The organism is Candidatus Palauibacter sp., from assembly GCF_965222475.1.
Classification (GTDB): Bacteria; Gemmatimonadota; Gemmatimonadetes; order Palauibacterales; family Palauibacteraceae; genus Palauibacter.
The window spans coordinates 422032-447542 of the sequence record NZ_CBDCUB010000004.1 but is presented as its reverse complement, the minus strand read 5'-3'; the positions used below and the strand labels follow the sequence as shown (position 1 = coordinate 447542).

Below are 25511 nucleotides of genomic sequence, written 5' to 3'. Positions count from 1 at the left end.
CGTCTGCGTCGCCGTCTTCTCCCGCTCCCCCGCGCCGCTCGTCGCCGTCACTACCACCACGTAGGTGTTGCCGGTGTCCTGGTCCTTCGCGTCCTCGTAGTTGGGCGCCGCGTCGAACGTCAGCGCCCCGTCCGTCGCCCCGATCGAGAAGAACGCGTCATCCGCCCCGCCGGTGATCTCGTAGCCCGTCACGTCGTCGCCCGCGTCGCTGTCCGTCGCCAGCACCGCGCCGGCCACCGTCTGGTTCTCCGCCGCGTCGAACGTCGCATCCGAGCTGAACGTCGGCGCCGCGTTCGCGTCCGTCCGGCCCGAGCCCGAGTCCGACCACGAGCCCGTGCCCTCGTCGTTGGTCGCCCGCACCTGCACGTCGTAGGACGTGTTCTCGGCCAGGCTCCCGATCGTCGCCGACAGCGTCGTGATCGTCGTGCCGGTCACCTCCAGTCCACGCGCCCTCCGGCGAGGTCGTCCGGTGGCGGTAGTCGTAGTCGGTGATCGCCGGGCCCGCGTTGGCCGGCGCCGTCCACGTCACGGTCAGGCTCGTCACCGACGCCGCCGACACCGCCGGCGCGTCCGGCTTGCCCGGCGCCTCCGTGTCCACGTCGGTCACCGTCACCGTGATCGTCTGCGTCGCCGTCTTCTCCCGCTCCCCCGCGCCGCTCGTCGCCGTCACTACCACCACGTAGGTGTTGCCGGCGGTGTCCTGGTCCTTCGCGTCCTCGTAGTTGGGCGCCGCGTCGAACGTCAGCGCCCCGTCCGTCGCCCCGATCGAGAAGAACGCGTCATCCGCCCCGCCGGTGATCTCGTAGCCCGTCACGTCGTCGCCCGCGTCGCTGTCCGTCGCCAGCACCGCGCCGGCCACCGTCTGGTTCTCCGCCGCGTCGAACGTCGCATCCGAGCTGAACGTCGGCGCCGCGTTCGCGTCCGTCCGGCCCGAGCCCGAGTCCGACCACGAGCCCGTGCCCTCGTCGTTGGTCGCCCGCACCTGCACGTCGTAGGACGTGTTCTCGGCCAGGCTCCCGATCGTCGCCGACAGCGTCGTGATCGTCGTGCCGGTCACCTCCGTCCACGCGCCCTCGGCGAGGTCGTCCGGTGGCGGTAGTCGTAGTCCGTGATCGCCGGGCCCGCGTTGGCCGGCGCCGTCCACGTCACGGTCAGGCTCGTCACCGACGCCGCCGACACCGCCGGCGCGTCCGGCTTGCCCGGCGCCTCCGTGTCCACGTCGGTCACCGTCACCGTGATCGTCTGCGTCGCCGTCTTCTCCCGCTCCCCCGCGCCGCTCGTCGCCGTCACTACCACCACGTAGGTGTTGCCGGTGTCCTGGTCCTTCGCGTCCTCGTAGTTGGGCGCCGCGTCGAACGTCAGCGCCCCGTCCGTCGCCCCGATCGAGAAGAACGCGTCATCCGCCCCGCCGGTGATCTCGTAGCCCGTCACGTCGTCGCCCGCGTCGCTGTCCGTCGCCAGCACCGCGCCGGCCACCGTCTGGTTCTCCGCCGCGTCGAACGTCGCATCCGAGCTGAACGTCGGCGCCGCGTTCGCGTCCGTCCGGCCCGAGCCCGAGTCCGACCACGAGCCCGTGCCCTCGTCGTTGGTCGCCCGCACCTGCACGTCGTAGGACGTGTTCTCGGCCAGGCTCCCGATCGTCGCCGACAGCGTCGTGATCGTCGTGCCGGTCACCTCCGTCCACGCGCCCTCCGGCGAGGTCGTCCGGTGGCGGTAGTCGTAGTCGGTGATCGCCGGGCCCGCGTTGGCCGGCGCCGTCCACGTCACGGTCAGGCTCGTCACCGACGCCGCCGACACCGCCGGCGCGTCCGGCTTGCCCGGCGCCTCCGTGTCCACGTCGGTCACCGTCACCGTGATCGTCTGCGTCGCCGTCTTCTCCCGCTCCCCCGCGCCGCTCGTCGCCGTCACTACCACCACGTAGGTGTTGCCGGTGTCCTGGTCCTTCGCGTCCTCGTAGTTGGGCGCCGCGTCGAACGTCAGCGCCCCGTCCGTCGCCCCGATCGAGAAGAACGCGTCATCCGCCCCGCCGGTGATCTCGTAGCCCGTCACGTCGTCGCCCGCGTCGCTGTCCGTCGCCAGCACCGCGCCGGCCACCGTCTGGTTCTCCGCCGCGTCGAACGTCGCATCCGAGCTGAACGTCGGCGCCGCGTTCGCGTCCGTCCGGCCCGAGCCCGAGTCCGACCACGAGCCCGTGCCCTCGTCGTTGGTCGCCCGCACCTGCACGTCGTAGGACGTGTTCTCGGCCAGGCTCCCGATCGTCGCCGACAGCGTCGTGATCGTCGTGCCGGTCACCTCCGTCCACGCGCCCTCCGGCGAGGTCGTCCGGTGGCGGTAGTCGTAGTCCGTGATCGCCGGGCCCGCGTTGGCCGGCGCCGTCCACGTCACGGTCAGGCTCGTCACCGACGCCGCCGACACCGCCGGCGCGTCCGGCTTGCCCGGCGCCTCCGTGTCCACGTCGGTCACCGTCACCGTGATCGTCTGCGTCGCCGTCTTCTCCCGCTCCCCCGCGCCGCTCGTCGCCGTCACTACCACCACGTAGGTGTTGCCGGTGTCCTGGTCCTTCGCGTCCTCGTAGTTGGGCGCCGCGTCGAACGTCAGCGCCCCGTCCGTCGCCCCGATCGAGAAGAACGCGTCATCCGCCCCGCCGGTGATCTCGTAGCCCGTCACGTCGTCGCCCGCGTCGCTGTCCGTCGCCAGCACCGCGCCGGCCACCGTCTGGTTCTCCGCCGCGTCGAACGTCGCATCCGAGCTGAACGTCGGCGCCGCGTTCGCGTCCGTCCGGCCCGAGCCCGAGTCCGACCACGAGCCCGTGCCCTCGTCGTTGGTCGCCCGCACCTGCACGTCGTAGGACGTGTTCTCGGCCAGGCTCCCGATCGTCGCCGACAGCGTCGTGATCGTCGTGCCGGTCACCTCCGTCCACGCGCCCTCCGGCGAGGTCGTCCGGTGGCGGTAGTCGTAGTCCGTGATCGCCGGGCCCGCGTTGGCCGGCGCCGTCCACGTCACGGTCAGGCTCGTCACCGACGCCGCCGACACCGCCGGCGCGTCCGGCTTGCCCGGCGCCTCCGTGTCCACGTCGGTCACCGTCACCGTGATCGTCTGCGTCGCCGTCTTCTCCCGCTCCCCCGCGCCGCTCGTCGCCGTCACTACCACCACGTAGGTGTTGCCGGTGTCCTGGTCCTTCGCGTCCTCGTAGTTGGGCGCCGCGTCGAACGTCAGCGCCCCGTCCGTCGCCCCGATCGAGAAGAACGCGTCATCCGCCCCGCCGGTGATCTCGTAGCCCGTCACGTCGTCGCCCGCGTCGCTGTCCGTCGCCAGCACCGCGCCGGCCACCGTCTGGTTCTCCGCCGCGTCGAACGTCGCATCCGAGCTGAACGTCGGCGCCGCGTTCGCGTCCGTCCGGCCCGAGCCCGAGTCCGACCACGAGCCCGTGCCCTCGTCGTTGGTCGCCCGCACCTGCACGTCGTAGGACGTGTTCTCGGCCAGGCTCCCGATCGTCGCCGACAGCGTCGTGATCGTCGTGCCGGTCACCTCCGTCCACGCGCCCTCCGGCGAGGTCGTCCGGTGGCGGTAGTCGTAGTCGGTGATCGCCGGGCCCGCGTTGGCCGGCGCCGTCCACGTCACGGTCAGGCTCGTCACCGACGCCGCCGACACCGCCGGCGCGTCCGGCTTGCCCGGCGCCTCCGTGTCCACGTCGGTCACCGTCACCGTGATCGTCTGCGTCGCCGTCTTCTCCCGCTCCCCCGCGCCGCTCGTCGCCGTCACTACCACCACGTAGGTGTTGCCGGTGTCCTGGTCCTTCGCGTCCTCGTAGTTGGGCGCCGCGTCGAACGTCAGCGCCCCGTCCGTCGCCCCGATCGAGAAGAACGCGTCATCCGCCCCGCCGGTGATCTCGTAGCCCGTCACGTCGTCGCCCGCGTCGCTGTCCGTCGCCAGCACCGCGCCGGCCACCGTCTGGTTCTCCGCCGCGTCGAACGTCGCATCCGAGCTGAACGTCGGCGCCGCGTTCGCGTCCGTCCGGCCCGAGCCCGAGTCCGACCACGAGCCCGTGCCCTCGTCGTTCGTGGCCCGCACCTGCACGTCGTAGGACGTGTTCTCGGCCAGGCTCCCGATCGTCGCCGACAGCGTCGTGATCGTCGTGCCGGTCACCTCCGTCCACGCGCCCTCCGGCGAGGTCGTCCGGTGGCGGTAGTCGTAGTCCGTGATCGCCGGGCCCGCGTTGGCCGGCGCCGTCCACGTCACGGTCAGGCTCGTCACCGACGCCGCCGACACCGCCGGCGCGTCCGGCTTGCCCGGCGCCTCCGTGTCCACGTCGGTCACCGTCACCGTGATCGTCTGCGTCGCCGTCTTCTCCCGCTCCCCCGCGCCGCTCGTCGCCGTCACTACCACCACGTAGGTGTTGCCGGTGTCCTGGTCCTTCGCGTCCTCGTAGTTGGGCGCCGCGTCGAACGTCAGCGCCCCGTCCGTCGCCCCGATCGAGAAGAACGCGTCATCCGCCCCGCCGGTGATCTCGTAGCCCGTCACGTCGTCGCCCGTGTCGCTGTCCGTCGCCAGCACCGTGCCGGCCACCGTCTGGTTCTCCGCCGCGTCGAACGTCGCATCCGAGCTGAACGTCGGCGCCGCGTTCGCGTCCGTCCGGCCCGAGCCCGAGTCCGACCACGAGCCCGTGCCCTCGTCGTTGGTCGCCCGCACCTGCACGTCGTAGGACGTGTTCTCGGCCAGGCTCCCGATCGTCGCCGACAGCGTCGTGATCGTCGTGCCGGTCACCTCCGTCCACGCGCCCTCCGGCGAGGTCGTCCGGTGGCGGTAGTCGTAGTCGGTGATCGCCGGGCCCGCGTTGGCCGGCGCCGTCCACGTCACGGTCAGGCTCGTCACCGACGCCGCCGACACCGCCGGCGCGTCCGGCTTGCCCGGCGCCTCCGTGTCCACGTCGGTCACCGTCACCGTGATCGTCTGCGTCGCCGTCTTCTCCCGCTCCCCCGCGCCGCTCGTCGCCGTCACTACCACCACGTAGGTGTTGCCGGTGTCCTGGTCCTTCGCGTCCTCGTAGTTGGGCGCCGCGTCGAACGTCAGCGCCCCGTCCGTCGCCCCGATCGAGAAGAACGCGTCATCCGCCCCGCCGGTGATCTCGTAGCCCGTCACGTCGTCGCCCGCGTCGGAGTCCGTCGCCAGCACCGCGCCGGCCACCGTCTGGTTCTCCGCCGCGTCGAACGTCGCATCCGAGCTGAACGTCGGCGCCGCGTTGCCGTCCGTCGGACACGCGTTCCCCTCGGTGTACAGGCACACGGTCGCCGTGGAGCCGACCGGAAAATTGGTCGCCGGGTCGTGCAGAGCCGTCGGAGCAAGCCACAGCCAAAAGGTACCGGTGCTGCGAACCGTTTTGTCGAACGGGAACTGGTGCCCATCGATCTCCAGCGTCAGGATGTTAGGAAGTCCGGCCAGGTTGACATTCAACCGCACATAGGTGACATCAGGTTCTCGCCCGTCAATGTACACCCCGACGTTGGTTACCTCATAGGTGGCCGACCCGAACTCAAAATCGTCGTCGGAGAGCGAACCAGTGCCGGGGCGGTAGCCGAACAGAACGTTGCTGAAATTTCCCACCGTCAGGGTCGTCGACCAGGCCAATGGCGGATAGTCGTCGTTCTTGATCGTGCCCGTCGCCGTCGCGACCGAAATCGCGACAGTCGCGTTCGACAACATCACCGTGAAGGTCTCGTCTTCCTCCACCGTCATGTCCTCGGTCGTCGATACCGTGAACGTCTGCTCCCTGGCGCCCGGCTCGAAGGTCAGCGTCCCCATGCCCTCCGTGAAGTCCGTGCCCGAGACCGCCGTGCCGCCCGAGGTCGCCCAGTCCACCGTCACCGTCTCCGTGCTCGGCAGCGACAGCCTCGCCGTGAAGGTCAGGTCCTCGCCTTCCGCCGCCGAGACGTCCGCCACGCTCAGCATCGGCGTCGGGGTCCGACACACCTCCCCCTCGGTGCGCAGACACACGAGCACCGTGGAGCCGACCGGAAAATTGGTCGCCGGGTCGTGCAGATCCGCCGGAGCATCCCACACCCAAGTCTTATCGGTAGATTCAGACTTTCTGTCCCCGAACGGGAACTCGTGCCCGTCGATCTCCAGCGTCATGACGTCTTCTGTCGGAAGTCCGCTCCTGTCGAGATTGAAAAACACCTCCCGGCCCGTGGTCACCGTGACCTGCTCCACCACATAGGTGGCCGACCTGTACCTCAAAGTCCTCGTCGGTGGAGAGCGAACCGGTCGAGGCGTGGTAGCCGTAGTGTTCAACAGCCAAAAAGTCATTTCCCACCGTCAGGGTCGTGGACCAGGCCAATGGCGGCCAGTCGTCGTTCTCGATCGTGCCCGTCGCCGTCGCGCCCGAAATCGCCGCGCTGGTCGCGTTCGACAACGTCACCGTGAAGGTCTCGTGGTCCTCGTCCGTCATGTCCTCGATCGTCGCCACCGTGAACGTCTGCTCCGTGACGCCCGGCGCGAAGGTCAGCGTCCCCGAACCCGCCGAGAAGTCCGTGCCCGAGGTGGCCGTGCCCTCCGAGGTGGCCCAGTCCACCGTCACCGTCCCCGCGAACACCTCGCTCGCCGGCGACAGCTCCACCGTGAAGGTCAGGTTCTCGCCTTCCTCCGCCGAGACGTCATCCGCCACCCGCAGCTCCGACGCCACGATGCGCCCCAACGGACACACCTGCGTGTCCGTGCGCAGGCACACCGTCGCCGTGCTCCCGAGCGGAAACTCGGCCGCCAGATCGTCCAGTGCGGCCGGAACGGATCCAATACCGACGTCCTTCCGCCAATGCCGATGCCGATAGGGATTCGATCCGAGGATGCGAGCGCGTGCCCGCCCAACTCCAGCGTCAGGGCGTCGTCCTGTCGGAAGGCTGCGCCGTCGACGACGAATCTGACGACATTCGTCGCCACGTCGATGGCAAGGACCCTATAGAAAAGGGTGGTCGCCGGGGTGGACCCGTAATCGAAATCGTCGTCGTCGAGCGTCCCGATCGCGGGCGTGCCGGTCGTCGTCGTAGCCGTGCCCCGCCGGAGTGTCGCCCGCCGTCATGGTCGCGGACCAGACCGGCTCGCCGCCGCCAGCGGTGCCGTTGACGCGGATCGCGTAGCGCCTTGCTAACAGTCCCCCGAGCTGGCGACGCCAGCTTGTAGACCCGGCCGCACGGCGTGTGTCCCGTATTGCCGATAGACCAACCGGACGCCGGGTTCGCATCTTCAGCGGTGGTCGTTCACCCAATCCCAGCCGGGTGAGCTGCCGGCATTGGCGATCGACTTCGTTGTAGATCATGACCACGGCATACGTCTTGCCCGCCCCCAGCGTTGAGTTGGGGGGAGCGTCAAACCTCACCAGGTGCTCAAGCCTTGCTACGATGCTCGCCGGCTTGGTCAGCGTGTAAAGCGGACTATCCGGGTGCCCTGCGCTTGCCCCCGACGCATGGGTAGACCAGATGGCGACAGTCAGCAAATCCATGTCCGCCGACGAAATACCAGCGTTACCCTTCACGATCTCGATCGAGCTCAGCGTGTAGTTGCCACCATCAGCGCCGACCGTGAAGGTCTGGCCGTACGCGACGCCGTCACGAAGAGGCTGCGTCACCAAGCTGCGTTGCTCCGTATTGCTGACCAGCACGGCGGTCTGGTCCTGGGCCGCGGCGGGGAGGGCGAGCGCGCCGGTGAGCGCGAGCAGCGCTGCGGCGGCCAGCGCAGGGGCGGAGCGGACAGGCCCGCGCGCGCGAGGCGCAGTCATGGCGGTGGGCGCTCCGCGCTCGCGACCGCATCCCGTCGCACGCCGCACCCGGCTATCCCCGTTCGACCGCTCATTCGCCTCTCTCCTCGATGAATGACAGCCGGGCAAGGATGTCGGGCGCCCCGCTGACTCGCCTGCCTACCTAACTTCCATTTGGACCCTCCCACCGCTCGTGCTCGATAGCTCGCGATAACTGGTAGTTATCGAGCGCAAAGTGCTCTGCGCGTATATCCTTGTACCGGAGTCGTTTATGTCCGTTTCAGCACCGGAATCGTGACCCCCCTTCCCGACCCGGCCACTTCGTGGTCACAAATGGGCGAGCGCCTGGTCGAGGTCCTGGAAGCCGCCGACGACGGCTACCTCAGCGGCAACACCGTGCGGGCGCTGAGAGCCGACCTGGAACGGTTCGCGGCGTGGTGCGCCGAGCGGGGCTCGAGTCCGCTGCCCGCGCGCGCGGCCACGGTCGTGGCCTACGTCGAGGCGATGGAGAGCGTGCGCGCGCCCGCCACCGTGCGGCGCTACGTCTCGAGCATCGCCGCCGTGCACAAGGCGGCCGGGAAACGGAGCCCGGCGGAGCACGCCACGGTGCGGCGCGCCCTGAGCCGAATGCGCCGGCGCAAGGGGAGCCGGCAGGAACAGGTGGAGGGCCTGACCTGGGCGCTCCGGCGGCGCCTGATCGAGGCCGCCGGCGGCGGGGAGCGCCTGATCGACATCAGGAACCGCGCGATCCTGGCCGTGGCCTACGACGCCATGCTGCGGCGCTCCGAGCTCGTGGCGCTGCAAGTCGTTGACGTGACGATGGATAGGGGCGGTTCGGCCTCGCTGCTCGTGCGCCGCGCGAAGACCGATCCGGAGGGCGGCGGGGCGGTGCTGTACCTGCACCGCGACAGCGTGAGGATGCTCAAGGAGTGGCTCGGCGCGAGCGGGATCGGCGAGGGGCCGCTCTTCCGCTCGATGCGCAAGGACGGGAGCGTCGGCGGGGCGCTCCACGGGAGCCAGGTGCCGCGCATCTACAAGGCCATGGCCGAGCGCGCCGGGCTCCCGGCGAAGGTCGTGCGGAGGCTCTCCGGGCACAGCCCCCGGGTGGGCGCGGCCCAGGACATGATCGCCTCGGGAATCGGCATCGCGGCCATCATGCAGGCCGGGCGCTGGAGGAGTCCCCGGATGGTGCAGCGCTACGGCGAGCGGCTGCTCGCGAAGCGCAACGGCGCCGCCCAGCTGGCGCGGCTGCAGAAGCGCCGGTGAGAGGCCCGCCGGGCAGAACCCTTGGTGCCGATGACTCCGAATGATTATCGTTGTCACCGGCAGGATAGCGCTCGATAACTACCAGTTATCGCGAGCTATTTTTCAAAGATAGCCGATAAGTGGTGAGCAGATCGTGACTACGCGGGTGCAGGTCGTGGCCCGTTAGTGGCTTTTTTCGCAAAACCCGCTATCCTCCACTTCCCTCCCGATTCGGCGGAACGCTGCCGGACCGACCGGCCGGAGCCTTTTTCGGCTCCGGCCCACCCTTCGGAAGCGAGTGGAGCATTGAGCGATCCAGTCCCTGCCGGCCCCGGAAACGGAGCGTCCGGTGACCGCACATCGCGGCTGAGCGCGGCGATCCTGCGCATCAGCGCGAGCCTCGACCTCGCCACCGTGCTTGAAGAGGTGGTCGATAGCGCGCGGGCTCTGACCGGCGCCCGCGCCGGCGTGATCACGACGATCGACGGCCGGGGCCGGGTCGAGGACTTCGTCACCTCCGGGCTTTCTCCCGAGGAGCGCCGGAAGATGGACGAGTGGCCCGACGGCGAACGGCTCTTCCGGCACCTCCGCGACCTTCCCGCCCCTCTCCGGGTGGCGGACGTTGACGACTACCTCCGCTCGCTCGGCCTCTCCCCGAACCCCTGGGGCTCGCGGACGATGCAGGGGACCCCGATGCGCCGAGGGGGCGAGCATCTCGGCAGCTTCTTCCTGGCCGACAAGGAGGACGGCGAGACGTTCACCGACGCGGACGAGGAGATGCTGGTCCTGTTCGCCTCGCAGGCGGCGACGGCGATCGCCAACGCGCGCACGCACCGCGAGGTGGAGCGGGCGCGTGCCGACCTCGAGGCCCTGGTCGAGACCTCGCCGGTCGGCGTGGCGGTGTTCGACGCCGCAACAGGCCATGCGGTTTCGTTCAACCGCGAGGCGCGGCGCATCGTCGAGCACCTCCGCACCCCGGGCCGCCCACCGGAGCAACTGCTCGACGTGATCACGTGCCGGCACGCGGATGGACGGGAGGTCTCCCTCGAAGAGCTCCCCCTGTCCCGGCAGCTCGGGAGCGCGGAGACGATGCGCGCCGAGGAGGTCGAGCTCTCGGTGCCCGACGGGCGGAGCGTCCGGACGCTCTTGAACGTCACGCCGATCCGTTCGCCGGACGGAGGCGTCGTGTCGGTCGTCGTCACCATGCAGGACCTGGAGCCGCTCGAGGAGCTGGAGCGGCAGCGGGCGGAGTTCCTCGGCATGGTGAGCCATGAACTGCGCGCCCCGCTCACCTCGATCAAGGGCTCGGCGGCGACCGTGCTGGACGCCGCCACGCTCCCGTCCCAGGCCGAGATGGTGCAGTTCTTCCGCATCATCGGCGGGCAGGCCGACCACATGCGGGGCCTGATCGCGGACCTGCTGGACGCCGGCAGCATCGAGGCGGGCACGCTCACCGTCCAGCCCGAGTCCTCGGACGTGGCGGCCCTGGTGGACCGGGCACGCAACACGTTCCTGAGCGGCGGAGGCCGCCATGCCGTCATGATCGACCTGCCGCCCGACCTGCCGCGGGCGATGGCCGACCGCGAACGCATCGTGCAGGTGCTGAACAACCTGCTGTCGAACGCGGCCCGTCACGCTCCGCCCTCCTCGCCGATCCGCCTCGAAGCGGCGCGCGAGGACGGCCATATCGCGATCTCGGTCTCGGACGAGGGCCGCGGCATCCCGCCGGACCGGCTGCCGCACCTGTTCCGCAAGCGCGCCAGCCCGGCCGGAGGCACCGGCCTTGGGCTCGCGATCTGCAAGGGACTCGTCGAGGCGCACGGCGGCCGCATCCGCGCCGAGAGCGGGGGGACGGGCCAGGGCGCACGCTTCACGTTCACGATCCCCGCGGCCGGGGCGGCCGCACCCGAGGCGGCCCCATCCGAGCGCGCCGTCCGGCCGGGCCGGGAGGCAGGGGGACAAGGGTCGCATCCTCGTCGTGGACGACGATCCGCACACGCTCCGCTACGTGCGCGACATCCTCTCCGACGCGGGCTACGCCCCGGTCGCGACGGGCGAGCCCGGACGAGGTCGCCCGCATCATCCGCGCCGAGAAGCCCCGCCTCGTGCTGCTCGACCTCATCCTCCCCGGGACCGACGGGATCGAGCTGATGAAGCACATCCCCGCGCTCGCCGACCTCCCGGTCATCTTCATCTCCGGCTACGGCCGGGACGAGACGATCGCCAAAGCGCTCGCGAGCGGCGCGGCCGACTACATCGTCAAGCCGTTCTCCCATACCGAACTGCTGGCGCGCGTCCAGGCGGCGCTGCGCGCACACGCCCGGCCCGAGACGTTCGCGTGCGGGGAACTCGCCGTCGACTTCGGCCGGCGCCGCGTCACCGTGGCCGGCCGAGAGATCCGGCTCACGGCCACGGAGTTCGACCTGCTGCGCGTCCTGTCGGCAGGCGGGGGACGGGTCGTGACCACGGAGGCGCTACTCCGGAAGGTGTGGGGGCGCCGGGGCTCCGGCGACACCGACCGCGTGCGCACCGCCCTCAAGAAGCTCCGCAAGAAGCTCGGCGACGACGCGGCCGACCCGGCCTACATCTTCAACGCGCACGGCATCGGCTACCGCTTCGCCGCGGGCCTCGGGCCTCCGCTGCGGTAGCGGGCAGCATCCACTGTCGGGTGTCGGGTTACGCGCCACCAGCCTTGCCCTGGTTAGGTCTTGAAGGGTTACTCTACGGGGAGGAATCATCAAATAGGGCCATCGGTGCGCTACAGCGCCTCAGGGACGACGGGCGGGACTATTGGAAGTCAAGCTCCCAAGCTCGGCGATGTCGGCGAAGACGAGACTGACGCGACCGATTCCCGCCAATCGATCCCGTTCTTCCAGCTATAGTGACACGGAGGAGTCAGATCTCGTCAAACGGCAAGAATGGCAGATCGTGCAGTCCTGTTTGAACTTACGTCATTCCTTGCCGTGATTCGCGCCACCTGCGGTCCGCCGACCCCCCGTGGCCACACTCCGTCAGTGGCCCGCGCCCTCCCCGGTGTCGGCGGATTCCCCCGTCCTGTGCCGCACGTAGCTCTCCAGTACGCGGTTCATTCGCGTCTGGTAGCCCTTTCCCGGAGCCTTGAAATAGGCCAGCACGGAGCGTTTGACGCGCATGGTGATCTGGTCGGTGCGATCGGGCTCGACGAGTTTCGCCCGCTCCCAGAATTCCTCGTCCAGTTCCGGTATGTCGCTGAAATCGATGCTCTCCACCCGGCCAATGCTGATGTGGCGGTCCTCGCCGTAGTCCCGGCGACGGTCGGGCGACGTCGCGACGGTCCCCTCGAAGATTCGCCTGGCGGTGTCGAACCCGATGCCGTGCTTGCGGATGTTCGTCTGGTTCCTGGTCTCGTCCCACTCGACTTCCATCGACCAATTATACATATAGATTGTAGTTGCAGCAACGGGTTCCACCTTTACCAGATCGAGTGGCGCGAGAACGGCCGCAGGCTGACTCTGCAACCACGAGATCGATCAGACCGCCACAAAGCGTTCCACCGTGATCTCCCCGGCGTGACCGCGTGCCTGCCAGAGATCGTACGCCATCTGCATCCCCAGCCGGGTCTCGGGCGCCGAGCCGAAGGCCTTCGACAGCCGGATCGCCATCTCGGCCGATACCCCCGTGCGCCCGTTCAACAACTCCGAAAGCGCCTGCCGAATAACGCCCAGGCCCTCGGCCGCCCGCGTCACGGTCAGACCCAGCGGTTCGTCCCGAGTAGCGAGTCCGTCCGAGGCAACAAACCCCTACTCATTCACCGCTCCAAGTCCCCCAGCTTCTCCCGCGCCTCCCGAGTCGGCTCGAAATCCACGTCCGCCGTCTCGCGGGCCTCGAGCACCAGCGCCATCTCGAAGTGGCTGTGCGGATCCCCGGGGTACAGCCGGAGCGCTTCCGTCAGCTCCGATTCGGCCTCGTCCAGGTGCCCGAGTTTCCGAAGTGCGCGCACAACACGGACGCGCACAGCACCAGATTGGTCCCGATGCCGATCTTTCGCTCCGCGGCACATCTTGCCGCCCGGGTCCGCCGTGAAACCAGGCGAGCATCAGCACGCTGGGCAGGAGCGTCAGGAAGGGTTGGTGCTGAAGTCGGAAGCTACGGCTCGCGGCACGGGTCGGGAAAGATGGCTTGCGGCAGCCAGTTGCCGGACAGATGTCCTTCTTGAGGAAGTCCCCGCCGACATGGCACTCCCGGTGATTCGCCCATGCGCCCTTCAGCGCGTGATCTCGCCGTTCAGAACCGAGCGGAGTCTCGTTGGCGATGAGGTGGAGCATAACCGACTTGAGCCGGTTCATGTCGTATCCGCCGGAACGCGAAAGGCGTTCCCAGTCCTTCAGGAAGCCACGCGTGAAATCCACCCGCCGAGGCGGGCGCGTCCGCTTACTGGTCGCCGGCTTCTTCAAGCTCCGCAAACATCTCGTCTGCGCTCGCGAATCGGGCCGTCCCCCGCCTCATCATCTCTTCCGACTCGGCCATGGCCCTGCGGGTCTCGGCGTTCGGCACCTTGAGTTCGAGAGGGAAGGCCTGATCGACCGCGATTCGGTGGAAGAACAGCCGCACGGCCTCCGAGGCCGTCAGCCCCATGGCCGCCAGTGCGGTCGTCGCCTTCCGCTTCGTCTCGGTGTCCATCCGCACGTGGAGCATCGAACTATGTGTCGTCATCCGGGCCTCCTGTATCGCAATTGAGATATATTCTCGCCATCGGTGGGGGGCCGGTCAACCTCGGCTGCGTTCAGGCCGCCATGGCGCCACGATGTGCTCCGGCCTCTCCACCAGCTTCGGAGCCGAGACGTCATGAACGTTACCTCAGCGGGTTCGCCAAAGCCGTAGCGACGAGATGCTCCCGGCTCTCGAGGCGCGACGCACATATCGTTCGTCCGCCGTCACAAACACACCCCCGAGGCCAAGCGCCACGGCATGGTACGCCGCGTCGTAGAATGCGACTCCGTACGTCACAGACAGAGACACGGCGCGCATTCTCCAGTTTGCGTCGAGCCGCGCCTCCGTCAGGCCGAAGTCGGCCAGCGATGCCAGGAGCGCCTCGGCGTCGTCGGGAAACCGCCTCGCCAGCGTGTTGCCCACCTCGTAGATCCAGAGTTGCGGAACGACCAGATCGAGGGTCCCCGCCACCGCCTCCTCACGCAGCGCGAGCGCCGCATCCGTGTCCTGCTCGTCGTCGCCCGGAAGAACCCACTTGAGAAGAACCGACGCGTCCGGCGTTACGATCACGGCAGCCGTTGCTCCCGCTCCTCCCGTATCCATCGGACGATCCGGTCGGTCTCGACTGCGGGCAATCGCGCTCGCAATGCGTCCATCCGGGCGGAGGCGTCCCGCTTCCTGGAAGCGCCCGACCACTCGCGGATGGCAGCGTTGACGGCGCGGCTTCGGGTACCGCGCGGCAGCCTCTGCAGCACACGCCACGAGTCATCGTCCATCATGATGTTGACCCGTCGAGCCATGTCGTTCTCCTCCCAAGTACGTCGGGCAGTGTGTAAAGATTACACACTATCGCGCATCCTCGCAAACCACCGGATCTGCTGTCCCGTCCGCCCGCTCAAGACCTTGATCGATGGCACCAAGTATGGCATGGTTATTACCATGGAAACTACCATCGACAAAGCTGGCCGCCTGGTTGTGCCCAAGGCGGTTCGGGAGGCGAGCCGGTTACGCCCCGGAACCCGCGTCCGATTCCGGGTTCGGGACGGCCGCGTCGAGATCGAACCCGTACCGCTGGACGTCTCGCTTGAACGGCATGGCTCCGCCGTGGTCGCGGTGCCGCGAGAGGGACGGCCCGTCCTGACGGCGGCGGAGGTCGAGGAGACGACCGCCGGCCTCCGCTCCGGCGCACCCTCGGCGGGCGGGACTCAAGGGGCCGGGTGACCCGTTATCTCTGCGACACAAGCGCCCTCGTCGCGACCGTCTGCTCCTGGCATGAACACCACGCGCGAACCCGCGCCGAGATCGAGCGACGCGAGCGCGCCGGCGAAGAGCTTGTGCTTGCCGCTCATTCGCTGGCGGAAACGTACGCGGTCCTCACCCGGCTACCCGGACCGAATCGTCTGCGATCCGCGGACGCCCTCGCGCTGCTGGAGGCGAACTGGGGCGAAACGCCGGTCGTGCACCTTACGGCGGCCGAGACCTGGCGCGCGCTGCGCAGAGCACAGCGAAGCGGAGTGATCGGCGGACAGACGTACGACATGCTCATCGCGGCATGCGCGCTGAAGGCCCGCGCCTCGACGATCATCACCTGGAACGTCCGCCACTTCGCCGCGGTGGCACGCGAGATCGGCATCGAGGCGCCCCTCTGACGATCGAACCGGCAGATGCTGCCCGCGTCAGTTGCCATCCGCGAGATTCATCTGGTACACGGTCTCGCCATCTCGCCGAACCAGCAGTCCCTGAAAGCCTCAAGGCTTCCAGTTCTCCGGTTACGAAGCCGTCCTCGTAGGTCTTCAGGAGTTCGACGAAGTGTGGAAACTCCTCGATACGCGCGCGGCTCACCGAACCTCGGCTGGCAGCCTCCGCACGACCACACGGGCCACGTCGAATTCGTCAAGCTCGATGAATGCTGCCAGTCCGTCCGGGCCGAAGGCATCAGGCAGCTCGGTCGCGCTGGCGGGATAGGTGCCGACGTACTCCCCTCCGGCCGTCAAGACATCGATCGGCCCGTCGCTTCCCGGCTCCTCTCCCCTGCGCTGCACCCAGATGCGGCCGTCCCATGTAGTAACCAGGCTGCGGAGGACCGGGATTTCGTGGTAGTACGACTCTTCGATCTCGACATTGATCGTGCCCTGGGGCCTGTTGCCGTCACCGCGCTGGCGGAATTCCAGCATCCTGAGACCCGTCGTCGCTCTGCCGAGTCCCTCCCGGGCGGCGGCGGTGCGTTGTCGGTAGTCCCTCTCGATCGCCGGCGTCACGGGTTGGGGCCGCAGGGGCCTCCGGAGGATGCGTGCGATTCCCCGCGCATCCGGCGGCGTGACCTTCAGTGCGTACGCGGAAGAATCCGAATGAACGATGCCGCCATCCGGGAGGACGCCCACCAGGAGCGCTGGCTCGAATATGGCGGGCATCTGCATGGTTCCCAGCATGTCTCGAACCTGGGCGGGGGCGTCATTCGGCACCTGGTCATCCAGATCGCCTCGCCGAGGCAGCCATCCCTTGACCACCGTGTCCGTGTGCACGACCTCACCGTCGAGTTCAACCCGCAGGACGGGACGGGACATGGGCGGGACCGTTGGATCTCCGCCCATGAGACTTCGGAGTCCTCCCATCAGACTGCTGGCAGCGATGCCTGGCCTGTCCCCGGCGAAAGCGAAGACGGCTCCACCGCGAGGATCGGGGTGAATCCTCTGCCCCAACACCGGCACACCGTCGGGCTCGCTCCCGGCGCGGACAAAGCGATGGAAGCTGCCGGATGCGTCAAAGAGTTGGTACGCGCGGTGGCCGGCGTCGCTCACCACCACGGTTCCATCCCTAAGCACCGCGAAGTCGACTGGCCGGTTGAACTCGCCGGGCCCGCCACCCGATGAACCGAACTCGCGCAGAAAGCCTCCCCCGCCGTCAAACACCAGGACCCGCACCTCTCCTGAACCGAGCCGGCCGGGAGTCCCATCAAAGACGTACAGATTCCCCGCCGCATCGAAAGCCACCTTGGTGATCCGGGCGAACATCTCCCAGGATTCGCCGTCGAGGACCCCGACTCGGTAGACCTCCTCAAACTCGGCGTCGATCCGCTGGTCCCGCCCCGGAAGTTCGATCACCTCCTGGGACTGGAGGGCAGGGACCGCGCCCAGGGTGACCATGAGCAGAGACGAGATGATCGGGGCGAGTCTGGTGGCATTCATTGCAATCTCTCGCGTGGCGTTGGGTGTGGGGCCACCGATCCGACGTTTCGGCCAACGCGAGGGTTGTCCCGCAATCGCAGTCTCGTTTCGTCACGCCCTCACTCTACGCGGAAATTTCAACGTGCCGTTGATTTTTCCGCATCATCGGTTTACCATGAGGGTCCCGGCGGGCGCCGGACCCCGTTGCTCGCCTCCACCGCCCGGACAGGTGAGGCCGAATTGACCGAGCTGCCGCAGCTCAGCAGACGCGAGCGCGAAGCCATGGACATCGTCCACGAGTCGGGCGCTGTCACCGCCGCCCACATCCGCGAGCGAATGACCGACCCGCCCGGCGACTCGGCCGTTCGCTCGGTGCTGAGGATTCTCGTCGAGAAGGGACACCTGTCAGCGGAGTGGAACGGGCCTCGGTACGTCTACTCACCCACGGTGTCCGCACAAAGGGCGCGAAGTTCGGCCATGCGGCACGTACTCAAGACGTTCTTCGGCGGCTCGGTGGAAGGCGCCGTCGCCTCGCTGCTCGAGCTGGAGGAGACCAGGCTCACCCCGGCTGAGCGAGCCCGCATCAAGGCGCTGATCGACCAGGCGTCCGAGGCAGGACGATGATGGACTCGCTGCTCGCTCCGGACTCCCTGGGCATGCCCGGCCTCGTCATCAGGGCCACGATCCTGCTGTCGGCGGCGCTGGCTCTTGCCTGGCTCGCTCGAAAGGGTTCCGCCGGCGTGCGTCATCTGCTGTGGACGATGACCTTCGCCCTCCTCCTGGGACTGCCCGCCCTGAGCCTCCTCGGCCCCTCGTGGGACGTGCCCATCCTGCCCTCCTCCGGCAGCCCGGCCCCGCAGCGCCCGTCGCCGTTGGTGGAGGCCCCCGCGCTCGATGTCGCCACAGATGCGCGCGTCACGCTTCCTGCCCCCGACACACCGTTGCCGAAGGCCGGATCCGCGGCGGTCGCAGTGGCGGATCCGGTGTCGCCACCGCGCTCGATCCCGCTTGCACTTCTGCTCTGGGGCATCGGCTGCACCGCCGCGCTGGTCTCGCTGGGAGTGGGCGCCGTGCGGTGCGCGCGACTTGTTCGCGGAGCGAGTCCGCTCCGCGATCCCAGCGGGCTTCGACAGGCGGAAGCGGTCCGCCGCCGGCTGGGGATTCGGGGCGACGTCCGGCTCCTCGTCAGCCCGACGGCCACCACCCCGATGACGGGCGGCATATGGAGGCCTGTCGTTCTGCTTCCGACATCCTCGGCAGAATGGTCCCGCGAGCGGTGGAGCGTCGTGCTGACGCATGAGATGACCCACGTGCACCGGCGCGATGTGCTCCGGCAGTTCATGGCCCGGGTCGTGGTCGCCATCTACTGGATCCATCCGCTGACCTGGTTGGCGGCACGCTTCGCGGCGGTGGCGCGCGAAGAGGCCTGCGACGAGAAGGTGCTGGCCCTCGGCACGCGCCCGTCGGACTACGCGACCCACCTGCTCGCTCTGGCGGCGGACGCGCACACCGAGCGTCCGGCGCTGTCTCTACCGATGGGCCAGCGCGCGCACCCCCCGTTGGAAAAGAGAGTCCTGGCGATCCTCAACGCGCATCCCCGACATCGGAGCACCATGGCGGCCGGGCTGGTTGCCGTGGCAATCAGCATTGCGGGCATGTCCGCCGCCGTCGCCCGTCCGGTCCGGAGCGTCCCGGCCGACACCGTCACGGCGGTCGTCAGCGCCCGCATCGGGAGTTCCGGCATCGGAGCCGAGAGCGACGAGTACATCTTCGGCGACGTCACGTCTGTTGCCGCCGATCGGCAAGGGCGGATATACGTCGCTGACCGCCTCACGCCATCGGTTCGTGTGTTCGACCCCGATGGCGAGTTCATGGCCTGGATCGGACGGGAAGGCGAGGGCCCCGGCGAGTTCACATGGCCGGTCGACATCCTGCCCGCCGCCGATGGAAAGCTCTTCGTGCGGGGCTCCCGGATCACCACTTTCGCCACGAGTGCTCTGTCGGCGTATCCGGACTCCGTGGCCGAGACGTGGAGCATCCCGCCGTACGCCAACGCCGACTCTTGGCGGGCTCGGCTGGTCGACGACATCTACTACTACCCGCACTACAGCTGGAGGCATGAATCTACGGAGTACTTTTATATGACATACGGTGCAGGCGGGCTCATGAGCGACACGGTCCACGTGCCCGAGATGGGGGACCTTTCGAGATCGCCGACGGCCTACTACAGGGTCGGCCCGGGTGGCGGCGGCCGAATGGTCGACGGACTGAACAGCGCCCCCTTCGCTCCCCGCGCGGATTGGGACATGACCGGGCACGGGACGATCATCGTGGGCGATGGGGAGACGTACCGGCTCCACGAGTTTGCCCTGGGCCGCGAACCTCTCAGGACGATCGAGGGCCCGGAGATGAAACGCCGCGCAGTGCCGCGGGCCGAACGCGCGGACAGCATGAGAGCGCTCGACGCGCGCATCGATTCACTTCCTGTCCCGCTGGACGAAGTCGTTCACGTTGCGCCGGAGATCCTTCGGGGCGAGATCCCGGACTCGCTGCCGGCCTTCAACTCCATCCACGTGGGAGCCTCCGACCGCATGTGGGTCGAGCGCTGGCCGGCGGAAGGCATGGCCTCGTTGCGGCACTACGATGTTCTGGAATACGACGGAAGCTACGCGGGCACCGTCGTCGTGCCGGCGCCATTGCTGGCGGATCCGCCGCCGTTCTTCGGCGAAGACGTCATCGTCGGCGTCGTCATGGACCCGACCTTCGAGGTGCACACGGTCGTCGCCTTCCGCTTCCGACTCCCTCGATAGAGCTCCGTCAGCCCTCCGGTTCGAGCGACACCAGCCGAATCACGCGGACGGTGGGCACATCCAGCTCGTCCCGTTCGATGTAGGCCAGCAGGCCGTCCGGGCCGAAGGCACCTGGGGTCCGCAGTCCATCCGCGGCCAGAGTGCCGACGTAGCGTCCGTCCGGCGTCACGATGTCGATGGGGCCATCGCGCGCGCCGTCCGCTCCCCTTCGGGTCACCCAGATCCGGTCCTCCCAGTCGACCTCGACATCCCCGATGACCGGCACCTCGTCTGCGAAGGCAAGCTCTTCCACGCCTTCGCGTTCTACCTGGAACGACGTTTGCAGATTTTGGAGCTGAGCGGTGGATTCGCGGTAGCGCTCGCGCTCCGCCTCCATGATCGCGTCGTCGACGGCCAGCGGCGCAATCGGCCGCTCGATGACTCCGGTTACGCTCCCGTCGAGTCCGATCAGCTTCACGCGGTAGCCGATCGAGTCGGCAAGGGCGAGCCGGCCGTCGGTCAGCACGTCGTAGTAGAGTCCCGGCTCGAAGGCGCGCCCCGCCGACATGCGGAGAGTCCTGGACGAATCAAGGTCGAAATCGTCGTCGTCGTCATCCTCGGGGAGAACCCAGGCAGTGTAGAGGATCTCGGGCTCCGTCCCGTCCAGCGGGATGAGGTGAATCGGCCGACCCTCCTCGTCGGGGGAACTCGCCGCCCGCGACGACGCCTCCATCGAAACGTAGCTCGAGGCGACCAGGCGGCCGTCGGGGAGGGCCAAACCGGAAAAGAGGATCGCATCCATCTGGACGCGCCGCACGAAGGTTCCACCGGGGCCGAAGAGATCGACCTGCGAGAAGCCCAGCACCGTGTAAGAGCCGTCGCGGGCGACGATGGCCGAGCCGACGTTGCCGAACTCGCCCGGCCCCTCTCCCTGTCCTCCCACCGTGCGCAGCAGCGATCCGTCCCGTCCGACCACCAGGATGTGCTCGGCCTGGGAGTCGAAGATGTGCAGGTTGCCCTCGCGGTCGAAGGCCACCGAACTCACGCTGCCGAAGGTGTCCCACGCGTCACCGACAACCGACCCGACGGTGAAGACCTCTTCGGTGACGGCGTCCAGCATCACGTCCGGACCCTCGAGGGTTCCCAGGGCGCCGATCGCCCCGTCCTGCCCGGCGTCGCCGCAGGCCCCGAACAGGAAGAGCGGAGCGAAAACCAGCAGATGCTTCGGGTTTGCCGCCATGATTACAGCTCCTCGCCTCTCACTTCACTCGTGGCCTCGCCGCTACCGTGCAGGGGCCCGGCCCAACCCCGCAAGTTACCGCCGCTCCCAGGTTTCGCGAACCGGCACGCCTCGGCTGACCTGCAGCCGGAGGCCCGGCTCCGGCGGGTCCATCGCCGCCGCCCCATCCGCCGCCGGCAGGTCTCGCAGGAAGCCGCGCACCTCGCCGCTGAACTCGTCGAGCAGAAGTCCCATCGAGCGCTCCCCCTCGCGATCGAGGGCCACCGTCCCCTCCGGCCCGCCCAAAGTGATGCGCGCCAGCGTCTCCCAGCCTGCCGAAACCGGCAGCGTGAACACGAACCCCCGGTCGCCAGGATCTCCATCCGGCAGCAACGGCATGTCGAAGTTCATCGAAAAGAGCGTTCCACCGTTCGACGCACGTCCTTCCAACCGATAGGCGTCGCCCTCCACGGGAAGTTGCGGTACGGCGTCCACCACGAACGACGGGTCCAGAACGGGTCTCCCATCTTCCACGCGACCCCAGAGCAGCAGCGTCCGCGTCCTCCCTGCGACACCCGGAACGACCGAAGCGCTCGCCCTCAGCCGGTGCTCCGCCGCCTTCGTGAAGTGGTAGTCGCTGATCCAGCGGGGCCGGCAGTAGGCCATCAGGTCCGCGAGAACGGGATTGACCAGGGAGCCATCGCGGACGTCGTAGCCGCGCACCCCGATCGCGCCGCGCTCGTACGGGTACCTGGGGTCGACGTCGTCCGTCACGGCGCACGGCGCGTGGCGGAGGGACAGGTTGTGTCCCACCTCGTGCCCCATCGTGACCGGTTCGAGTTCCGAAACGCTCGCTTGGCCGGGGACGTACGCCCTGCCGCCCCCGTCACGGAGCATCCCCATGTAGTGGGCCGATGAGCCCTCCAGCAGCCGCAGCGCGTCGACCTCCTGCAACAGCGCGATGCTGTTGTCATAGATCGGATCCAGGTCCGTCCATACCGGGTCGTGAACCTCCAACTCGAAAGCGCCGATCGGGAGAAGATCCCGCGTGGCCCACAACGTGTCGTGCTCCGCGGTCAGCTCGCCTACCTGCCGCGCGAACGCGGTGTCCGGCTGAGCTCGCTGCAGGTACGGGACCACCGTCAGCTTCAAGGGCTGCAGTTCATAGGTTTCGATCGACAGCCGTCCGCTCTCGGGGATCCGCTCGTGCACGCCGAGGCTGAGCGCGACGGTCGTGTCGGGATCGACCTCGATCACCAACTCCACCCCCGGCTGGAGCACCGACCCCGGGACCATCCCGTTCGCGGACTGATCCAGCGCTCCGTCACTGAACTCCGTCGGGAGCGCCGCCGATCCCACCGGGATGTCCAGGGTGTGGACCAGCGATCCGTCCTCGTAGAACGTGGCGCGCACCGGCGGGATCCGTTCCTCGGTCTCCTGGACCGCTATCGGAAACACCCGCAGGAGGGCATCCTCGCCCGCGATCAGCGGGACCGGATTCTCGAGTGACTGGATGGCCTGAATCAGATAGAACGTCGCGCCTCCCTGCCGGCAGAGCGCCACCTCCGCCGTGGGCACACCCGCGAGCCATTCCCGGAAGTCGGCATCGTTGAGCGCGCACACGCCCGTGCCGTACAACCGCAGGTCCGCGAGTTCGGTGAGCGCCGAGAGTTCGAGCGGCATCGGTCCCGAGAGGCCGGCGTTACTGCTTAGCGCCAGCCGCGTCAAACGCGTCAGCCTGCCGAGTTCCAACGGGATGGGACCCCTCAGCTGGTTATCGTGGAGCGCCAGCTCCGTCAGCTTCCCGAGCTTCCCCAGTTCGGGCGGAATGGAGCCGCTCAACCGGTTCTGGTACAGCCACAGCTTCGTGAGTTCGCTGAGGTCGCCGAGTTCCGGCGGAATGACCCCGGTCAACGCGTTCGCCTGCAACTGGAGGTCGGTCAGCTGCGTCAATTGTCCCAGTTCCGGCGGGATCGGTCCGCTCAGCCGGTTGTTGTAGATCCACGCCACCTCGAGGCTCGCGAGGCTCCCGAGTTCGGACGGAATCGGCCCGCTGAGGTCGTTGAAAGTCAGCCAGAGTGTGGTCAGGCTCGTCAGCTGGCCGAGTTCCGGCGGGATCGGTCCGCTGAGATCGTTCGACGAGAGTCCCAGGTGGGTCAGTTCCGGCAGGTTTCCGAGTTGCGGAGGAATCGGCCCGCTCAGTTCATTTGAATAGAGCCACAGCCTCCGCAGCGTCTTGAGGTTCTCGATCTGGGGCGGGATCGTCCCTCGAAGTCCGTTGTCGACCAGCGCCAGTTGGGTCACGCGTCCCTCGGCATCGGTCGAAACGCCATGCCAGTCGGCCAGCGGTGCGTCCGAGAGCCAGTCCTCGTTCTGCTTCCAGTTCGGACCGTCGGTGCTCTCGTAGAGCGCGATGAGCGCGCCGCGCATCAGGTCCGCCTCGCCCTGGACGGCGAGGGTCTTCGAGGCGCTGAGCGCGCCCGAGGCAGCGGTGATCTCGACGGATCCCTCCGAGACGCCCAGCACCCGACCCTCCTGATCCACCGCCGCGACGGTTGTATCGCTCGACGACCACGTGAGAGTGAGGCCATCAATCGGGTGCCCGTTCCGGTCGAAGACCGTCGCCGTGAACTGCATCGAGTCGCCGACGGCGAGCGCGCTCCCGGGACTGGTGACCCGCATGGAATGCGGCACCTGCTCTACGGTGACCTCGGCGGTGCCGCGGGCCGTTCCCACTGAGGCCGTGATCGTCGCGCTGCCGTTGCCGACCGCCGTGATCAGTCCGGTCGAGTCCACTGCCGCGAACTCCGGGTAATCCGATGTCCAGGTCACCGCCGGCATCGGGATGGAATGGCCATCCTCGTCGGATGCCGTCGCCGCCGCCCGGATCGTGTCCCCCAGCGCCTCGAAGCTGTGCGAAGGAGGCTCGACCGTGACGTTCGCGGCGGACTGCTCCACCGTCACCCGCGCCGACCCCGTCGCGTTTCCCGCCGCCGCGGTGATCGTCGCGATCCCCCCACGGACCGCCGTCACCAGACCATTCGCGGCCACCGTCGCCACAGCCGGGCTGGAAGACGACCACGCGACCGTCACGCCGCTCAGAACCTGGCCGTCCTGATCGCGCGCCTCGGCGTTCAACTGCACCGTGCGGCCCAGCGCCGTGAGGGTCGCCGTCGAGGGAGTGACCGAAATCGTGGCGGGAACGGGCGCCGGAGGCGGAGGGGGACCTGGCGGAGGCCGCATGACGCCGGGGCTGTCGCCCCCGCCACATGCGGCGGCCAGGATCAACGCCGATACCAGCCGGAATTGCGGACTTCGTGACTCGCACGTTCAAGGTCGCCGCGGACATGCATGCTCCCACAGCCACGCGCCCTCTCCACACGTCCGCCGGATCTTCCCGGCCGTTCACGGGGTAGCCGCGAAGGAATCGGGCATGAGGTCTCCGTTTCGACCGACGGCATTGAGTTGTTGATCTTCGACGAACTGGACCCGAGATCCAAGACAGGCACACTGAACGTGAGCGCAGTGCTCCAGAGGGGCGGAGGATCATGCTTTCTGCCCGAAAGGAGACGGGCGTGCGGAACGCACGCGGAATGAGCCTCTGGATCGGTATCTGCGGCGGAAGCTGGGCGACGATGCGGTGGTTCTGGACGCGAATGCAGGCCCGGATCGAGACGGTTTCCCTAGTCTCGCCCTGCGCGAGGGGTCAGCACGATAGCTGTTGGACTCCTCCGACTCTAGCGTCCCGGTCTTCTACGAGGACGCGTAGGTCACGCCAATAGGTGGAATAGTCGTCTCGGTCATAGTGCCCTACGATTCCCCAGACATCGAATGAGTCATTATCGTCGTAGGTGGATACCGTCACTGTTTGGGGCACGTTCCAGTTATCTGGAGTGAATGTCAAGCTGGAGGGCGTGGATTGCACGGTTTGGAAAGGACTTACGTTGATCGTAACGTCCTCGGACGGCTGCGAGACGAGGGAGACGGTGTACGTGGCGCTGTCCCCTTCCGGTATCCTGATATCTTCCGTGGACAAATCGAACACGGGCGCTCTGTCCGGACGAGGATAATTTCGAGCGTCGTTCCGGACCGTCTGGTGGGAAAAGAGCGGAACGGCATTCCCGGCGGCGTCGACCAGAATGCCCTCCCCGGCCGCGGCGAACATGTTGTCGTAAGCCACGCGCACTTCCTGGTGGCCGGATACGGCGAATGACAGTTGCAGCCAGAGCTCGTTGCTGGAGATGTAGTCATTGTCCGATAGAACGTCGTCATGGCCGTCCACGGATACGTCCATGACCGCCTTGAAAAAACGGTATATGGGCACGTTCAACGATCGTACGGCGTATGCAACCTGCGGACTGACGGTGATATCCTCGCTGAACGTAACGATCACATACCCCCCGTCGGTCCTCGCGCTCACAAACTCCGGGGCAACAGTGTCCTCTTGCGCCTGGAGTGGGGCGAAGAGCAGGGTGGGCACGGCGCCCGCCATGGCCAGAGCGACGATGGTGTCGAACAGGCTGGTTGGCCGTTGTCTGTCGGTGCGTGTCATCAGGGCTCCTCTTTGTGTTTCGTGCGATGGGCCGGGACGCCCGGGCTCCCGTCCGTGCGTGAGTGATTGGGCGCAGCCGGAGTAGTGGTCGCCTCCCTCAGCTGCC

General features: G+C 68.1%; 22 protein-coding genes and 1 pseudogene. 7 read left to right on the top strand and 16 right to left on the bottom strand.

The genetic code is table 11. The annotated features are described in order from the left end of the window. The 5 genes from ACOQPP_RS10645 to ACOQPP_RS10625 all read right to left on the bottom strand — a co-directional run. Positions 1-192: hypothetical protein (locus tag ACOQPP_RS10645; protein ID WP_420636495.1), on the bottom strand; the 192-nt coding region annotated here is incomplete at its 3' end. Continuing rightward, positions 158-1057, bottom strand: coding sequence for a hypothetical protein (locus ACOQPP_RS10640; protein WP_420636494.1), 900 nt, complete (start codon positions 1055-1057; stop codon positions 158-160). The genes ACOQPP_RS10640 and ACOQPP_RS10645, both read right to left, overlap by 35 nt. Then, positions 1054-6129 (bottom strand): fibronectin type III domain-containing protein, encoded by a 5076-nt coding sequence (locus tag ACOQPP_RS10635; RefSeq protein ID WP_420636493.1) that lies wholly within the window; start codon positions 6127-6129, stop codon positions 1054-1056. Before ACOQPP_RS10635 ends, ACOQPP_RS10640 begins: the two co-directional genes overlap by 4 nt. After that, complete coding sequence (locus ACOQPP_RS10630) at positions 6077-6724, bottom strand: Calx-beta domain-containing protein (protein WP_420636492.1); 648 nt, start codon at positions 6722-6724, stop codon at positions 6077-6079. The genes ACOQPP_RS10635 and ACOQPP_RS10630 overlap by 53 nt, the downstream gene beginning before the upstream one ends. 225 nt (positions 6725-6949) lie before the next feature. After that, on the bottom strand, positions 6950-7768 hold the full coding sequence (locus ACOQPP_RS10625; protein ID WP_420636491.1) for a choice-of-anchor R domain-containing protein: 819 nt from the start codon (positions 7766-7768) through the stop codon (positions 6950-6952). A gap of 312 nt (positions 7769-8080) precedes the next feature. Here ACOQPP_RS10625 and ACOQPP_RS10620 point away from each other — a divergent pair, with 312 nt between their 5' ends. The 3 genes from ACOQPP_RS10620 to ACOQPP_RS10610 all read left to right on the top strand — a co-directional run bounded on the left by ACOQPP_RS10620 (position 8081) and on the right by ACOQPP_RS10610 (position 11640). Further along, positions 8081-9013, top strand: coding sequence for a site-specific integrase (locus tag ACOQPP_RS10620; RefSeq protein WP_420636490.1), 933 nt, complete (start codon positions 8081-8083; stop codon positions 9011-9013). A gap of 285 nt (positions 9014-9298) precedes the next feature. Further along, entirely contained in the window at positions 9299-11143 is a 1845-nt protein-coding gene (locus ACOQPP_RS10615; RefSeq protein WP_420636489.1) for an ATP-binding protein, read from the top strand. After that, a complete protein-coding gene (locus ACOQPP_RS10610) occupies positions 11098-11640 on the top strand; it encodes a response regulator transcription factor (protein ID WP_420636488.1) in 543 nt (180 codons plus the stop codon). Before ACOQPP_RS10615 ends, ACOQPP_RS10610 begins: the two co-directional genes overlap by 46 nt. Positions 11641-12003: 363 nt before the next feature. Here the strand turns inward: ACOQPP_RS10610 and ACOQPP_RS10605 are convergent, their stop codons facing one another. The 7 genes and pseudogenes from ACOQPP_RS10605 to ACOQPP_RS10575 all read right to left on the bottom strand — a co-directional run bounded on the left by ACOQPP_RS10605 (position 12004) and on the right by ACOQPP_RS10575 (position 14481). Beyond that, entirely contained in the window at positions 12004-12396 is a 393-nt protein-coding gene (locus ACOQPP_RS10605; protein ID WP_419166670.1) for a BrnA antitoxin family protein, read from the bottom strand. 105 nt (positions 12397-12501) lie between these two features. Next, complete coding sequence (locus ACOQPP_RS10600) at positions 12502-12723, bottom strand: HigA family addiction module antitoxin (protein ID WP_420636507.1); 222 nt, start codon at positions 12721-12723, stop codon at positions 12502-12504. Positions 12724-12779: 56 nt separating this feature from the next. After that, on the bottom strand, positions 12780-12971 hold the full coding sequence (locus ACOQPP_RS10595; protein ID WP_419166671.1) for a hypothetical protein: 192 nt from the start codon (positions 12969-12971) through the stop codon (positions 12780-12782). Between the two features lie 214 nt (positions 12972-13185). Next, positions 13186-13434: pseudogene (locus tag ACOQPP_RS10590) on the bottom strand (type II toxin-antitoxin system YafQ family toxin); the annotation flags it as partial. Continuing rightward, positions 13403-13666 carry a type II toxin-antitoxin system RelB/DinJ family antitoxin gene (locus tag ACOQPP_RS10585; RefSeq protein WP_419167152.1) on the bottom strand — a complete coding sequence of 88 codons (264 nt, stop codon included), beginning with the start codon at positions 13664-13666 and terminating at the stop codon, positions 13403-13405. The pseudogene ACOQPP_RS10590 and the gene ACOQPP_RS10585, both read right to left, overlap by 32 nt. Before the next feature lie 162 nt (positions 13667-13828). Then, the gene (locus ACOQPP_RS10580) at positions 13829-14251 is read right to left on the bottom strand and encodes a type II toxin-antitoxin system VapC family toxin (RefSeq protein WP_419166672.1); all 423 of its coding nucleotides are present in this window, start codon (positions 14249-14251) and stop codon (positions 13829-13831) included. Further along, positions 14248-14481 (bottom strand): hypothetical protein, encoded by a 234-nt coding sequence (locus tag ACOQPP_RS10575; RefSeq protein ID WP_419166673.1) that lies wholly within the window; start codon positions 14479-14481, stop codon positions 14248-14250. The genes ACOQPP_RS10580 and ACOQPP_RS10575 overlap by 4 nt, the downstream gene beginning before the upstream one ends. 139 nt (positions 14482-14620) lie before the next feature. On the opposite strand from ACOQPP_RS10575, the gene ACOQPP_RS10570 reads away from it, so the two are divergent. Continuing rightward, complete coding sequence (locus tag ACOQPP_RS10570; RefSeq protein ID WP_419166674.1) at positions 14621-14902, top strand: AbrB/MazE/SpoVT family DNA-binding domain-containing protein; 282 nt, start codon at positions 14621-14623, stop codon at positions 14900-14902. Beyond that, entirely contained in the window at positions 14899-15330 is a 432-nt protein-coding gene (locus ACOQPP_RS10565; protein ID WP_419166675.1) for a PIN domain-containing protein, read from the top strand. Before ACOQPP_RS10570 ends, ACOQPP_RS10565 begins: the two co-directional genes overlap by 4 nt. Before the next feature lie 189 nt (positions 15331-15519). Here ACOQPP_RS10565 and ACOQPP_RS10560 read toward each other — a convergent pair whose 3' ends face one another. Further along, positions 15520-16866 (bottom strand): hypothetical protein, encoded by a 1347-nt coding sequence (locus ACOQPP_RS10560; RefSeq protein WP_420636487.1) that lies wholly within the window; start codon positions 16864-16866, stop codon positions 15520-15522. Positions 16867-17085: 219 nt separating this feature from the next. Here ACOQPP_RS10560 and ACOQPP_RS10555 point away from each other — a divergent pair, with 219 nt between their 5' ends. Next, complete coding sequence (locus tag ACOQPP_RS10555) at positions 17086-17469, top strand: BlaI/MecI/CopY family transcriptional regulator (protein WP_419166677.1); 384 nt, start codon at positions 17086-17088, stop codon at positions 17467-17469. Further along, positions 17466-19655: a M56 family metallopeptidase gene (locus ACOQPP_RS10550; RefSeq protein WP_420636486.1), complete on the top strand. Its 2190-nt coding sequence runs from the start codon at positions 17466-17468 to the stop codon at positions 19653-19655. Before ACOQPP_RS10555 ends, ACOQPP_RS10550 begins: the two co-directional genes overlap by 4 nt. A gap of 7 nt (positions 19656-19662) precedes the next feature. On the opposite strand, the gene ACOQPP_RS10545 is transcribed toward ACOQPP_RS10550, so the two are convergent. From ACOQPP_RS10545 to ACOQPP_RS10535, 3 genes are all read right to left on the bottom strand, one after another. Next, the gene (locus ACOQPP_RS10545; protein ID WP_419166679.1) at positions 19663-20874 is read right to left on the bottom strand and encodes a hypothetical protein; all 1212 of its coding nucleotides are present in this window, start codon (positions 20872-20874) and stop codon (positions 19663-19665) included. Positions 20875-20949: 75 nt separating this feature from the next. Further along, positions 20950-24096 carry an Ig-like domain-containing protein gene (locus ACOQPP_RS10540; protein WP_420636485.1) on the bottom strand — a complete coding sequence of 1049 codons (3147 nt, stop codon included), beginning with the start codon at positions 24094-24096 and terminating at the stop codon, positions 20950-20952. A gap of 463 nt (positions 24097-24559) precedes the next feature. Next, positions 24560-25405: a hypothetical protein gene (locus tag ACOQPP_RS10535; protein ID WP_420636484.1), complete on the bottom strand. Its 846-nt coding sequence runs from the start codon at positions 25403-25405 to the stop codon at positions 24560-24562. Positions 25406-25511 lie beyond the last annotated feature (106 nt).

Coding starts and splice junctions, on each gene's coding strand:
- ACOQPP_RS10635 (WP_420636493.1), bottom strand. CDS start 6,129: ATGACGCTGGAGATCGACGGGCACGAGTTCCCGTTCGGGGACAGAAAG.
- ACOQPP_RS10625 (WP_420636491.1), bottom strand. CDS start 7,768: ATGACTGCGCCTCGCGCGCGCGGGCCTGTCCGCTCCGCCCCTGCGCTG.
- ACOQPP_RS10620 (WP_420636490.1), top strand. CDS start 8,081: ATGGGCGAGCGCCTGGTCGAGGTCCTGGAAGCCGCCGACGACGGCTAC.
- ACOQPP_RS10605 (WP_419166670.1), bottom strand. CDS start 12,396: ATGGAAGTCGAGTGGGACGAGACCAGGAACCAGACGAACATCCGCAAG.
- ACOQPP_RS10585 (WP_419167152.1), bottom strand. CDS start 13,666: ATGCTCCACGTGCGGATGGACACCGAGACGAAGCGGAAGGCGACGACC.
- ACOQPP_RS10575 (WP_419166673.1), bottom strand. CDS start 14,481: ATGGCTCGACGGGTCAACATCATGATGGACGATGACTCGTGGCGTGTG.
- ACOQPP_RS10570 (WP_419166674.1), top strand. CDS start 14,621: ATGGAAACTACCATCGACAAAGCTGGCCGCCTGGTTGTGCCCAAGGCG.
- ACOQPP_RS10560 (WP_420636487.1), bottom strand. CDS start 16,866: ATGAATGCCACCAGACTCGCCCCGATCATCTCGTCTCTGCTCATGGTC.
- ACOQPP_RS10550 (WP_420636486.1), top strand. CDS start 17,466: ATGATGGACTCGCTGCTCGCTCCGGACTCCCTGGGCATGCCCGGCCTC.
- ACOQPP_RS10545 (WP_419166679.1), bottom strand. CDS start 20,874: ATGGCGGCAAACCCGAAGCATCTGCTGGTTTTCGCTCCGCTCTTCCTG.
- ACOQPP_RS10540 (WP_420636485.1), bottom strand. CDS start 24,096: ATGCGGCCTCCGCCAGGTCCCCCTCCGCCTCCGGCGCCCGTTCCCGCC.
- ACOQPP_RS10535 (WP_420636484.1), bottom strand. CDS start 25,405: ATGACACGCACCGACAGACAACGGCCAACCAGCCTGTTCGACACCATC.